This is a genomic window from Halomonas nitroreducens, assembly GCF_003966155.1.
Classification (GTDB): Bacteria; Pseudomonadota; Gammaproteobacteria; order Pseudomonadales; family Halomonadaceae; genus Halomonas; species Halomonas nitroreducens.
Window position 1 is genome coordinate 120,194 of sequence record NZ_RXNS01000010.1, and the last position, 12,730, is coordinate 132,923.

The 12,730-nt window shown below is 64.0% G+C and carries 10 protein-coding genes and 1 pseudogene; 7 read left to right on the forward strand and 4 right to left on the reverse strand.

The genetic code is table 11. The annotated features are described in order from the left end of the window. Positions 1-301: 301 nt before the first annotated feature. The 3 genes from EKG36_RS11710 to EKG36_RS11720 all read right to left on the reverse strand — a co-directional run bounded on the left by EKG36_RS11710 (position 302) and on the right by EKG36_RS11720 (position 3,494). Positions 302-1,165, reverse strand: coding sequence for a glycine betaine ABC transporter substrate-binding protein (locus tag EKG36_RS11710; RefSeq protein ID WP_126484272.1), 864 nt, complete (start codon positions 1,163-1,165; stop codon positions 302-304). A 149-nt stretch (positions 1,166-1,314) separates the two neighbouring features. After that, a complete protein-coding gene (locus EKG36_RS11715; RefSeq protein ID WP_126484274.1) occupies positions 1,315-2,565 on the reverse strand; it encodes a M24 family metallopeptidase in 1,251 nt (416 codons plus the stop codon). 38 nt (positions 2,566-2,603) lie between these two features. Beyond that, positions 2,604-3,494: a HalD/BesD family halogenase gene (locus EKG36_RS11720; RefSeq protein WP_126484276.1), complete on the reverse strand. Its 891-nt coding sequence runs from the start codon at positions 3,492-3,494 to the stop codon at positions 2,604-2,606. Between the two features lie 114 nt (positions 3,495-3,608). On the opposite strand from EKG36_RS11720, the gene EKG36_RS11725 reads away from it, so the two are divergent. Further along, a complete protein-coding gene (locus tag EKG36_RS11725) occupies positions 3,609-4,526 on the forward strand; it encodes a LysR substrate-binding domain-containing protein (protein ID WP_126484278.1) in 918 nt (305 codons plus the stop codon). A gap of 16 nt (positions 4,527-4,542) precedes the next feature. Here the strand turns inward: EKG36_RS11725 and EKG36_RS11730 are convergent, their stop codons facing one another. Then, positions 4,543-5,442 carry a LysR substrate-binding domain-containing protein gene (locus EKG36_RS11730; protein ID WP_126484280.1) on the reverse strand — a complete coding sequence of 300 codons (900 nt, stop codon included), beginning with the start codon at positions 5,440-5,442 and terminating at the stop codon, positions 4,543-4,545. A gap of 172 nt (positions 5,443-5,614) precedes the next feature. Here EKG36_RS11730 and EKG36_RS11735 point away from each other — a divergent pair, with 172 nt between their 5' ends. The 6 genes and pseudogenes from EKG36_RS11735 (at position 5,615) to EKG36_RS11760 (ending at position 12,521) form a co-directional block, all read left to right on the forward strand. After that, positions 5,615-7,108 carry an aldehyde dehydrogenase gene (locus EKG36_RS11735; RefSeq protein WP_126484282.1) on the forward strand — a complete coding sequence of 498 codons (1,494 nt, stop codon included), beginning with the start codon at positions 5,615-5,617 and terminating at the stop codon, positions 7,106-7,108. A gap of 10 nt (positions 7,109-7,118) precedes the next feature. Continuing rightward, a complete protein-coding gene (locus EKG36_RS11740; protein ID WP_126484284.1) occupies positions 7,119-8,324 on the forward strand; it encodes an iron-containing alcohol dehydrogenase in 1,206 nt (401 codons plus the stop codon). Next, positions 8,321-9,511, forward strand: a complete 1,191-nt coding sequence (locus EKG36_RS11745) for a mandelate racemase/muconate lactonizing enzyme family protein (protein WP_126484286.1) — start codon at positions 8,321-8,323, stop codon at positions 9,509-9,511. Before EKG36_RS11740 ends, EKG36_RS11745 begins: the two co-directional genes overlap by 4 nt. A gap of 156 nt (positions 9,512-9,667) precedes the next feature. Continuing rightward, on the forward strand, positions 9,668-11,284 hold the full coding sequence (locus EKG36_RS11750; RefSeq protein WP_126484288.1) for a BCCT family transporter: 1,617 nt from the start codon (positions 9,668-9,670) through the stop codon (positions 11,282-11,284). Between the two features lie 56 nt (positions 11,285-11,340). Then, a pseudogene (locus EKG36_RS11755) lies at positions 11,341-11,509 on the forward strand (IS66 family transposase); the annotation flags it as partial. 745 nt (positions 11,510-12,254) lie between these two features. Beyond that, positions 12,255-12,521 (forward strand): transposase, encoded by a 267-nt coding sequence (locus EKG36_RS11760; protein ID WP_126484290.1) that lies wholly within the window; start codon positions 12,255-12,257, stop codon positions 12,519-12,521. The last annotated feature ends 209 nt before the right edge of the window (positions 12,522-12,730 follow it).

Here is a 12,730-nt window from a genome sequence, read left to right on the forward strand (position 1 = left end):
ATTGGCGCCATCTCACCCCGCCATACCGCCTCGTATCCGCGTCCTGTTCGTCAGGCCAGCGTTTTGCCTCGAGCTGCGTTGGCCCCCTCGCGGAAGACACCCTTGCCGTCGGCTAGCACTTCCCCTTGCCGGGCGGGCAGGGGACTTTCACCCCCAAGTCACCCCGAGCCCCCGGAACAGCGCCAGTCAGGCGCTGCGCGCCATGCCTGGCGCACACCTTTAAAATTGGCCGGACAAGCGGCCAGAGATAGGTCGTTAGGGGGGCGGTCGATGACCCAAGCCCCATCCGGTAAGGCCTGATTTAGTCCGCGGCCGCCACGTACCAGCTGTCAATCAAGTCACGGTTATCGTGGATCCAACCTCGCGCACCCTCGGCGGGATCACCGACCTCCTCGATGCGGGCCATCAGGCTGCCCAGGCTGTCGTCGTCCATCTTCCAGGCGTTGAGCAGAGAGGTCAGCCAGGGGTCATCCGCATCCAAGTCGGGACGCGCCATCCAGTAAATGTCCTCGTTGTCACCATAGACACCCTGAGGGTCCTCGAGGTACTTGAGGTCGTACTCGGCGAAGGCCCAGTGAGGGCTCCAGAGGGTGACGACCAAAGGCTCACCACTCCGGTAGGCACTGTCCAGCGCCGCCATCATCGCCGGCCCGGAGCTGTTGATCTGATTCATGGGCAGCTCATAGGCCTCGATCGCCTTCTCGGTCAGGCTGGCGATCGCCGAACCTGGATCAATGCCGAGGATCGCCGACCGTCCCTGATACTGGTACCGATCGGCCTGCGCCGCGAGCTCGGGGATGCTGTCGATCTCGGCATAACTCGGCACCACGAGGCCAAGGCCGGTCCCCTCGTACCAGACGTCGTGCACATCGATGCTGTCGCGATGGGGCTCCAGGAAGGGTGCATCGGTGGTCGGCAGCCAGATCTCCAGCGACAGGTCGAAGTCGCCATTGGCGAGGCCACTATAGAGCACGCTCTTGCCGACATCGGACAATTCGACGTCATAGGCATGATCCTCCTCCAGGAGAATCTTCCACATGTTAGCCACGGCGATGTTCTCGGCCCAGTTGTTGGTGCCGATGACCAGTGACTTGTCGCTCGCCTGCGCCGCACCTCCCGAGGCCATCACCCCCAGTGCCAGCAGGGTCAAGGAAGTCTTCTTCATCATCATCCTCCTGATGTGGTGGTCGGAATCATTCATAAAACACAGCCTACCATGGGATTTCGGCGATAATGTCGCCAATTTCTCATGCCCTTGATGAGAAAAATGAATGAGCCTCTCTACGCCGGGCAGGGAGCCGGGGCACCTGGGTCCTACTCCAACAGACGTGCATCGAAGGGGTAGTCGGATAACAGCTCCACCTGGCCGTCTTCCCGAACGTAGAGCTGCTCTTCCAGCTTCACTCCTTCACCGCCCGCTTCATGGCCGATGAAGCTCTCAACACACAACGTCATGTTCGGCGAGATGATCCCGTCGTAGCCCTTATCGTCGATATCCTCGCGGTGCACGATGTAGGGATATTCCCCGTTCATGCCCACCCCATGGGCCAGGGCAAAGTAACGACGCGCCTTGTACGCGGGCGGAATCTCCCAGGCTCGCTCGGCGTATTCCTTGAAACTCACGCCCGGTTTGAGGTTGGCCATGTTGGTCTGGATCTGGTCGTAGGCCATGCGATACAGGTCCTTCTGAGCCCGAGTCGGCTCCTCCCAACCGCACAGGAGGGTCCGCGAAAAGTCGGCATAGTAGCCGTATCGCCCCACCACGTCGGTGTCCAGGGCTACAAGCTCACCTGCCTGAATACGCCGGTCGGAACATTCCTGGAACCAGGGATTGGTCCTGGGCCCCGAGTTCATCAGCCGCGTCTCGACGAAGTCCGCATCGGTGGCAATGATGTGCTGATGGAGCTTCGACCAGACCTCATTCTCGGTCACCCCGGGGCGAATGGCCGCCTCCAGCTGTCGCACGCCATCTTCGACCGCGCGAAGCGAGGAGCGAATCATCTTGATCTCGTTGGGGACCTTGTAGGCCCGCGCCTGCTCGAGGGGCTCCTGGGCATCCAGGACCCGATAGCCGCGCTCCGTCAGGGCAAAGGCTGCCTGGGGGGTGGCGCTCTCCAATGCCACCTTGCCGCCACCACCGCATTGCCGCCAGATCAGATCATCGATCTCGTCGGCCCAGGCCTTCGTCACCGCATGCGTATTACGCTCGTTGAAGTAGTACGAAATGGCCTTGGCCGGTCGAATCTCATCGATGGTCGGCAGGTGTGAAGCGAGGTGCTCACAACCAGAAAACTCGAACAGCACTACCGGCCCTTCCGCCGGCACGAAGGCATAGCGCGCCGGGTTTCGGGAGCTGTAGACCTGCATGTTGCGAGAGCCGGTGGCATAACGCACGTGAGCCGGATCGAACAGCACAGCGGCGGAGATGTCACGAGCCTTGAGTTGCTGTCGCACCCGCGCCAGGCGATCACATAAAATTTGTGTGATCTCCGCCTGGGTCGGTTCGCAATCCTCGGGGCGATGGGTCGGGGCGAGGATGCCCAGAGCTTCCAGATCCATTTTCATCATCAATTCTCCGTGTCGGTCCATTGGCGGAGTGGGGCTCAATCGAGCAGGCCATCGGCACGCTCAGCCCGGTCTTGCTCGGCCTGGATATGCAACTCCGATACCCGTCCATACAGCTGGCGAGTGCGTTCCAGGCGGCCGACCACTCCCGGCGACTGGGAGTAGGCAAAGATCGCCGTAAGCCGGGGCGTAGCTCCCTCGACACGTGTCACGCGATGTAAACTGAAGCGGCCCTTGAACAGTTGGAGATCGCCGGGCCGAAGGTTGAGACGACGAACGCGGTCGCGGTCCTCGTCACGGATCACGGCCCCGACTCCGGCGTAGTTCTCGTCCTGGGGGGTGCGAATGTCCGGGCAGTACTCGAAGACCCCGCCCTCTTCCGGGGCCTGAGTCATCATGGTGACGATGAATTCGTTGGTGTCGTAGTGCCAGGGTTGCTCAGTGCCCTCGGGCAGGACGTTCAGCACCAGCCCGGCGTAGGGATCGGCATACTCGTAGACCTGATCTTCACCCAGACAGCGTGCCACCAGGGACTTCATCGCCGGCGAGACATACAGCCGCTGCATGATGCGGTCTGCTGTGATCATATCTCGGGTAACGAAGCCACTGGTGCGGGTCATGAACAGACGACGCGGATCGCCCTCGGGCAGCGCCGGATCATCGGCAGTGAAGTAGGCGTTGACCTCCCGAGTGTTGTAGAAACTCTTGCTCGCCAGCTCCTGGCACTCCTCGCGCATCTGGGTCAGGCGATCTTCGCGCAGGAAACCGCGCAGGACCGCACAGCCTTCCCGGTCCAGGTCAGCCCGCGCCTCTTCGATCGCCGCCAGCAGTGTCGGATCATCGGGCCGGTCGAGCGGATAACGCTCGGTATCGACCAGGTTGGACAGGTCATGGCGCTCGGCGTCGGCCAGTTGCATGGCAGTCAACATAGGGGGGGGGCTCCTCTCTCGCACGGAACGAAGACGGCCAGCCGCCGCTGGTCTCATCTCGCGATGAGCGGCATAGTGGAGAATCCCGAAGCATCGAGGAAACGATTCGTTCCGATGAATTCCATCGACAACTCCGATTGCCATAACCTGCCGATCCTCGACACCGAACTGCTCAGCGCCTTCGTGGCGGTGGTCGAGAACGGCGGTTTCACGGCGGCAGCGCGCCAGCTGCACAAGACGCAGTCGACGATCAGCCAGCGCATCCGCACCCTGGAGGAGCGGATCGGGGTGTCGCTGCTGCATCGCACCAGCCGGCAGCTTAGCCTGACCCCGGATGGCGAGACCTTCCTCGTCTACGCTCGTCGTCTGCTCCAGCTGCAACGGGAGGCCATCAGCTCGCTGGGACACGGCGACCGAGAGGGTGTGATTCGCTTCGGCTTGCCCGAAAACTACGCGGAGGCCTGGTTGCCGCGCTTGCTCGATCGTTTCGCCCAGCGACACCCGCGTGTCCGGCCGCATATCCACTGCCGGATGTCCAGCGAGCTTATCGAGGCCCTCGAAGGCGGTGAACTCGACCTGGCGCTGACGGTGCGCCACGCCAACCACGGCAATGGTGAAGCCTTGGGGGCCGAGACACTGGTATGGGCCGCCCACCGCGACTTCCGCCAGGACCCGAAGGCGGCGCTACCCTTGGCACTGTTCCCCGATCACTGCCCCTACCGTCAACGCGCGCTGGACAGCCTGACCCGCCAGGGCCGCCGCTGGTCCCTGCAGTACACCAGCCAGAGCCCCACCGGACTGCGTATGGCCGTCAACCAACGCAATGCCGTGACCGTTGTCGATCGCCGCACCCTGCCTGCCGACTGGCGAATCCTGGATGAAACAGACGGCCTGCCCCCCCTGCCGCCGGCCCAGCTGGAACTGCACCGCTCTCCCAGTTGCCAGCACCCCGCCGGAGACGACCTGATCGACCTGCTACGCGACCTGCTCGCCGCCGAGCTGCAGCCGGCCGATGCCGGTCGTCACCTGTGATGCCTGCGAGCCAGTACTAGGCGGGCGGATCGTCGATTTCCTGGCGCAGCCAGCGTCGAAACAGCCCCATGTTGGCAGACTCCTGGTGTCCGCTGCGGGTCACCAGCCAATAGGACTGGTGACCGGTCACCTCCACATCGAGCAACTGCACCAGATCACCGCGCATCAGCTCGCGGGCGATCATGTGCCGATCAGCGATCGTCACACCGACCCCGTTGATGGCCGCCTGAATGGCGAGCTCCAGTACATCGAATGCCATACCACCTGAGGTATCCACCCCCTGGAGACCCGCCGCCTGGAGCCAGTGCTCCCAGGTGTGAAAGCGATAGTCGTCGCGCAGGACGTGCAGCAGGGTATGCCGGGTCAGGTCGACCTCGCGCCCCCGGCGCCCCTCCAAGAGGTGTGGGGCGCACACCGCCACATGGGTCTCCTGGATCAGCAGCTCGGCGTCGACTTCCGGCCACTCGCCAGCACCGAACCGGATGACCCCATCCAGCTCGTTGTTGTCCAGCAGGGCATCCTCGAAGCGCGTGGTGATGGACAGTTCGAGGGACGGATGCAACGACTTCAGTCGACCCAGCCGCGGCACCAACCAGCGGCTGGCGAAGGTCGGCGGCACATTCAACTTCAGGCGTGACAACGTCTCCTGATCCCTCAGTCCTCCGACCGTCCAGGCGATCCTGTCGAAGGACTGACGCAAGACCGGCAGCAGGCGACTCCCGGCCGCCGTCAACTTCAGGTGCCCACCACTCCGATCGAACAGCACCACCCCCAACTGTTCTTCCAGCAACTTGACCTGGCGACTCACCGCACTCTGCGTCACGCAGAGCCGCGTCGCGGCCTGGGTGAAACTCTGGCATTGAGCGGCGGCCTCGAAGGCCTTGAGGGCATTGAGTGGTGGAAGCGAACGTTGCATGAGCACCCCTACAAAAACTCGTGACAAATGATAATAAACCCGGGCAGACACCCTGATCACAGAATGCGCCATGACTTTTAAGAATACCATAGCTGCATAATCATCGTTTGTTGCGCTTCCGGGCTCCCCCTAGGCTGAGCAGCACCGAATACGACCTAGGGAGAACGACACGATGAGCGACCGCTCCTTGAGCGACTGGCAACGCCATGCCGCTGAACTGCCACTGCCGAGCCAGGCCTACCTGGGCGGGACCTTCTGCGATGCCGCCAGTGGCGCCACCTTCCCCGCCGAGAACCCGGCCACCGGCGAGGTGCTGACCCGAGTGGCGGCCTGCCAGGCGGAGGACGTCGATCGCGCCGTCGACATCGCCCGAGCCACCTTCACGGCGGGTACCTGGCGCGAGTTGCTACCTGTCGAACGCAAGGCCAGGATGCTGGCCTGGGCCACCCTGATCGAAGACCACGCACAAGACATCGCCCTGCTCGAAACCCTCGAGACCGGCAAGCCCATCTCCCAGACCACCAGCGTCGACGTCCCGGGGCTGGTCGGCGGACTGCGCTTCTATGCCGAAGCCCTGGACAAGCTCTATGGTGAGACCGCCCCGAATGGTCCCTCCAGCGTCTGCATGATCGACCGGGAGCCGGTGGGCGTGGTCGCCGCCGTGGTGCCCTGGAACTACCCGCTGATCATCGCCGGCTGGAAGATCGGCCCGGCGCTGGGGGCCGGCAACTCGCTAATCCTCAAACCCGCTGAGCAATCCAGCCTGGCCACCCTGCGGGTCGCCAGCCTGGCCCGCAAGGCCGGCATCCCCGAAGGGGCCTTCCAGGTGGTCACCGGGCTTGGCGCCGAGGCCGGCGAAGCCCTGGGCCGGCACATGGACGTGGACGCCATCGGCTTCACCGGTTCCACCGAGGTCGGCAAGCGTTTCCTCGCCTATGCGGCGGAATCCAACATGAAACGGATCGGCCTCGAGTGTGGCGGCAAGAGCCCGCACATCGTCACCCGGGACGTCGAGGACCTGGACAAGATCGCCATGTATGTCGCCTATGGCGTCTGGTACAACCAAGGGCAGACTTGCCATGCCGGCACCCGCCTGATCGTCGACCGCCAGGTCAAGGAAGCGCTGCTGGAACGCCTGGAAGCCTGGGCGGAGAAGCTCCAACCCGGTGATCCCCTCGACCCTGCCAGCCAGATAGGGGCGATGATCGAGGAGTCCCACCTGGAGAAGGTCCGCGGCTATCTGGCCGATGGGCAGCGCGAAGGGGCCCGGCTCCGCTTCGGCGGCGAGCGTGTTCGCCACGAGAGCGGGGGCTACTACCTCACCCCGGCGGTGCTGGATGACGTCACCAACGACATGCGTGTAGCCCGCGAGGAGATCTTCGGGCCGGTGCTGGTGGTTCTCACCTATGACGACCTGGACGACGCCCTGGCCATCGCCAACGACACCGATTACGGCCTCGGAGCCGCCATCTGGACGGACAACCTGAGTGACGGCCACCGCGCTGCCCGGGCACTACGGGCCGGTACCGTGTGGGTCAACTGCTACGACCACTCGTCCATCAACGCCCCCTTCGGTGGCTTCAAGCAGTCCGGCCAGGGCCGCGACAAATCCCTGCATGCCTTCGACAAGTACACCGAACTCAAGACTACCTGGATCGAATTCTGAGGAGCCAAGCATGCATCACGACTATAAGAATGGACGCCAGGCCCCCGTCATCGCCGGACCAGGCTGCTTGGCACGCTTGCCGGCATTGCGCCGGCAGCACGGCGCCGAGCGCTACCTGCTGATTACCGATGCCGGCCTCGAGGCTAGCGGCCTGCTGGCCCCGTACCTGGCCGAGCTGGAGCAGGATGCCGAGGTCATCCGTTTCATCGCCCCCGCCGGCGAGCCCAGGGTGGCAACCGTTGATCAGGGGGCGCAGGTGGTCCGCGAGCTGGAGGCCCCGCTGGTACTGGGCATAGGCGGCGGCACTGCCCTGGACATCGCCAAGCTGGTGGCGGCGCTGGCCGTAAGCCCGGGCCGAATGGAGAATTACCTGCTGGCCCAAGAGTCCTGGGTCGGCAAGGCGCCCGCGGTGATGATCCCGACCACCTCAGGCACGGGCAGTGAGGTCACCCGCACCTCGATCCTGGCCGATGACAGTGGTCGCAAGCTGTGGGCGTGGGGCGATGAACTCCTGCCCGAAGCCGTATTGCTGGACCCGCGACTCACCCGCTCGGTGCCGGCGCCCCTGACGGCCGCCACGGGGCTGGACGCCTTCGTGCATGCCCTGGAAGCCACCACCGGGCGCAGCCGCAATCGTCTGATCGAGAGCCAGGCCCTGGCCGCGATTCGCCTGATCGGCGCGGCCCTTCCGGAGGCGGCCCACACCCCGGATAACCTCGAGGCCCGCCAGCAGTTGCAGGAAGCGGCCTGTCTGGCTGGCATGGCGATCGACAATGGCGGAACCGGTATCGCCCACAACATCGGCCATGCCCTGGGTAGCCTCTACCACCTGCCGCACGGCGTCGCCGTGGCGATCGCCGCGGAGGCCTCGCTGGCCTGGTCGATTGAAGGCCATGAAGCGATCTTCGCTCCCGGCGCTCATGCCTTGATGCCAGGCAGTGCGGCAAGCGAATTGCCAGGGCTGGTAACCGAGCTGACCGATGCCAGCGCCTTCGATCAGTCCTTGGCGCCCTTCGCGACCCTGGAGATGGAAGTCTCGGCCCTGGCCGAGGTGATGCAGGCCGAGGAGAACGCCCCGATGGCCAACAATGCCGCTCGCATCCCCGAGGGCGACGACTGGCAACGCCTGGCCGAGCTCACCGTGGCTACCTTTCAGCGCCGCCGGGCGCGCCTGCAGGCGGCCCAGTCAACGACCGAAGAGGGGGCCATCGCATGACGACTCTGTTGAACGACGAGCGCACCCCGCTCTTCTCGGCCCCCGGCCGACAGAGCCGCATCGCCCGCATCGAGATCAGTCACCACCAGTTCGAGCTCGACCCGCCCTTCCCCGCCGCCTGGGATAGCCAGCCGCGCCGGCAATTTCCCGCGACCCTGGTCAGGGTGATCGACAGCGAGGGGCGTGAGGGGATCGGCTCAGGCGACGTGATGTACGGCTTCGATGACTTCCGTCACCTGTTCATCGGTGAAGATCCGCTGGATCTGGAGCGGCATGCCGGCGTCATCGACAACATCGGCTTCCATGCTGGCCGCTGTTGGCCACTGGAGGTGGCCCTCTGGGATCTCGCCGGAAAGATCCTCGAGAGCCCGGTCTGGCGTTTGATGGGAGGGGTCTCGAACCGCCTGCGCGCCTACGCCTCCAGCGGCACCCATCGTCCGCTGGAGGAAGTCGTGGCCCTGGCCGAACAGGTGCGTGATGCAGGCATCCCAGCCTTGAAGCTCCGCTTCGGGCGTGCGCACCTGGAAGAAGACCTGGCCGTGCTGGGTGCCGTACGACAGGCCGTCGGAAGTCGTCTCGAACTGATGGTCGACTGCAATCAGGGCTGGCGGATGCCCTGGGATGTCAAGACGCCCTGGCAGTATGCCCATGCACTGGAGGTGGCCCGGGAACTCGAGCACCAGGATGTCTACTGGATGGAGGAGCCGCTGTATCGCGGTGACTACGCCGGCATGGCGCGTCTGGCCGAGGAAACGAAGCTACGGATCGCCGGCGGCGAGATGACCCGCGAGCCCTACGAGTTCCGGGAGATGCTGCGCCAGGGTTGCCTCGACGTCTATCAGCCCGATGCCGTCTGCTCGGTGGGCATGCTGGGGCTAGCTCGACTGGCCCGCGAGATCGTCGCCGCCGGCAAGGCCTTCACGCCACACACCTGGGGCAATGGCATCGGGGTGGTCGCCAACCTCCACCTGACCGCCGGTGCCGTCGGGCCAGCGGGGGCGCCCTACCTGGAGTACCCCTTCGACCCGCCCGAGTGGACGCCGGAAAAGCGCGACTTTCCCCTCGCCGCCCCCCTGCTGGCGGATAGCGACGGCTGGCTGACCCTGTCGGAGGCGCCTGGCCTCGGCCTCACACTGGACGAGGATCGCCTGGCTGCCACCCGCGCCACCCAGGCCACCTACCAGTAGCAGTAGCGCGCCACGCAAGTCGGAGGTGATCCGTCGTCCCGGTCGCTTCCGGCTTGCGACTGCCGTCCCCCCTGGGCAGGCACGGCACTCCGAAGCCGCTGCCATGGAGGTAGCCCGCTACGGCCCGCCTTGCCCCACCCCAACAAAGGAATCGCTATGTTCCAACACCTACGACCTCTGGTCTTCTGGCCCCCCTTCATTCTGCTGTTGCTGGCGGTCGGCGCGAGCCTGATCGACCTGGAAGGCTTCCTGGCGATCACCGGCAGGCTCAACTCCGCCATCCTCGAAAACGTCGGCTGGCTGTTCTCTCTCACCTCGCTTGCCATGGTGCTGACCTGCCTGATTGTCTTCCTCTCGCCACTGGGCCGTACCCGCATCGGCGGCGAATCCGCCGAGCCGATCCTTTCGGCCTGGCGCTGGTTTTCCATCACCCTTTGCACAACCGTGGCAGTAGGCATCATGTTCTGGTCCACGGCCGAACCGCTCTATCACCTGCACTCGCCCCCTGCATCACTGGACATCGCCGCCGACAGCCTGGATGCGGCCCGATTCTCCCTGTCGACCATGTTCCTGCACTGGTCGTTCACGCCCTACGCCATCTACACGGTACCGGCGTTGATGTTCGCCATCGCCCACTACAACATGGGCAAGCCCTTCTCGCTGGGCTCCTTGTTCACGCCCATCCTGGGCGATCGTCTCATCGGCCGGCCGGGCCGGCTGCTGGATGCGCTGGCGTTGTTCGCGCTGGTCTGCGGCATGGCGTCATCGCTGGGAACCGGGGTGATGACGCTGGCCGGCGGCGTCGACCGCTTCCTCGGCACCGGCACGGGCCCGCTGGCTCTCGGGGTGGTGACCCTGGCCATCGTGGCGATGTTCACCGCCTCGGCCGCCAGCGGCCTGCAGCGCGGCATCGCCGTGCTCTCCGCCCTGAACGCCCGTGCCTTCTTCGCCTTCATGGCCTTCATCTTCCTGTTCGGGCCGACACGCGACATCCTCGGCTACGGAGTCGAAGCGAGCGGCGCCTACTTCGGACAATTCCTGGAAAAGAGCCTGTTCACCGGCACCCTGGCCGACGACCACTGGCCGCAGAGCTGGAGTATCTTCTACTGGGCCAACTGGATGGCCTGGGCACCGATCACGGCACTCTTCCTCGGAAAAATCTCCCGCGGCTACACGGTACGCCAGTTCATGCTGATCAACCTGGTGGCCCCGGCGCTCTTCGCCATCGCCTATGTCTCGGTGACGAGCGGCAGCATGCTGCACCTGGATCTGACCGGCGACGGCGCCATGTACGGCCTGCTGCAGGAAGCTGGCCCGGGAGCCATGCTCTATGCGCTTCTCGATGAGCTGCCCTTGGGCGGCATCAGCGCCGGGATGTTCCTGGGCATCGCCTTCCTGTCCTACGTGACCGCCGCCGACTCCAACACCGAGGCGATCAGCCAGCTGTGCAGCAATGACAGTCAGGCCGCCCTGGCCGGCGACGGCCAGGACGAGAACGCCGCCCGCCGACTGCCGTTGAAGCTACTCTGGGGAACGACCATCGGCGCCGTGGCCTGGATCATGACCAGTTTCGTCGGCGTGGATGGCATCAAGATGCTCTCGAATCTCGGTGGCTTTCCAGCGCTACTGATCGTGATCCTGGCTACCGCCTCGCTGCTGCGCCTCGTCAGCCTGGGCACGGCTGGCGCCGGCATGGAGCGCACCCCCTCCCGCACCTACTCCGAGGAGGCACACGTGCGATGGCGGCAACGACGGCGCCGAGCCGAGGCATGACAGACCTGATGCATCTGAACGCTGTCCGCCCTATCAGGCGGACAGTTCAGGTGAAACTGATTCGGCCCTACGCGTTGGGCAGCTCGAATTGGCTGTTTGCGGATTCGCTTCGCAATGGCCAACGCGCCGCTAACACATCAGCCTGAGCCGGTCCGCCAAGCTGAATGGCCATGGGCCCTCGCCTACCTGAAAAATGTGCTGGCTCGGCTGTCGAGGCAAACAGCCAGAGCCACGAACTACTGCCCCAACACTGGCAGCGGAGCGACTGAATACTCGCGAAGAGTGATCGGCATTGCTTACGAAAGGTCTGCAACACGGCTGACCGAGGTGGGCCCAGCAGGACTCGAACCTGCGACCAAGGGATTATGAGTGCAATTTTGCTAATATTTAGGACCGCGCCTGCCCCGCGGTTATTCTTTAAAAACAGAGAGTTGAGAATTTCCACTGCTTACACTAACCACACCTATTCCTCGCAATCAGCAACCAACCAGCAACCAACCAGCAACCAACCAGCAACCAACCAGCAACCAACCAGCAACCAGCAACCAGCAACCAGCAACCAGCAACCAGCAACCAGCAACCAACTTAAGCGTCCACCGAACAACGCTGGCGCATAGTTAGGCGTTTTTGCCAGTACTGCGGCATGCGTTCGTGGAGATCGCTGGCCTTGTGAGTCATGAGCCCCTCCAGGACGTCATTCAGGTAGGTGTAAAACTCATGGCCATGCAGGTGTCAGCCATCACGAAGGCCAGGGGCGGCACGAGGTGCGAAGTCGGGCACGGCAGCAGTATGGCGTCAGCCGTGCAGGCTGGGGTTGGCCTGGCGCGTAAGAGCGGGGGCCAAACTCCAAACTAACGACCAAGAGCTGTCAGACATCAGCCCGCCTTATTCATGAGGGCGGTCTGAAAACGAAGATTGAAGTTGACCCGGTTTGGTGGACACCCGACCCTTTGAGGAGGAGGAGTCCACCATGCCCAAGTCCCGAGCCCCTTATCCTGCTGAATTCCGGCAGCAGATCATTGAGCTGGTCCGAACCGGCCGAACCCCGGAAGAACTGGCCAAGGAGTTCGAACCCACCGCTCAGACCATTCATAACTGGGTGATGCAGGCCGACTGTGATGCGGGGCGTCGCCACGAAGGGCCGACCAGCGACGAGCAGGAAGAACTGCGACGCCTGCGCCGTGAGGTCAAGCAGCTCCGCGAAGAACGCGAGATCTTGGCAAACCATTTCGGGTGATCACCCGCTTGTCGGGTATAGATCAACCGGCTACCCAGCGGCCGCACGACGTTGAAGAGGGCCGATACCAGCAACCCCTTGGCTCAACACCCTCATTCGGCACCCTGATGAATGAGGCGGGATATTTGCTTTGGAGGTCGTCATGGCAACCCCAGAGGCTTCGGTGAGAGTGAAGCCACATGCAGGGAAACAGGCTACAGCTCGGTCGT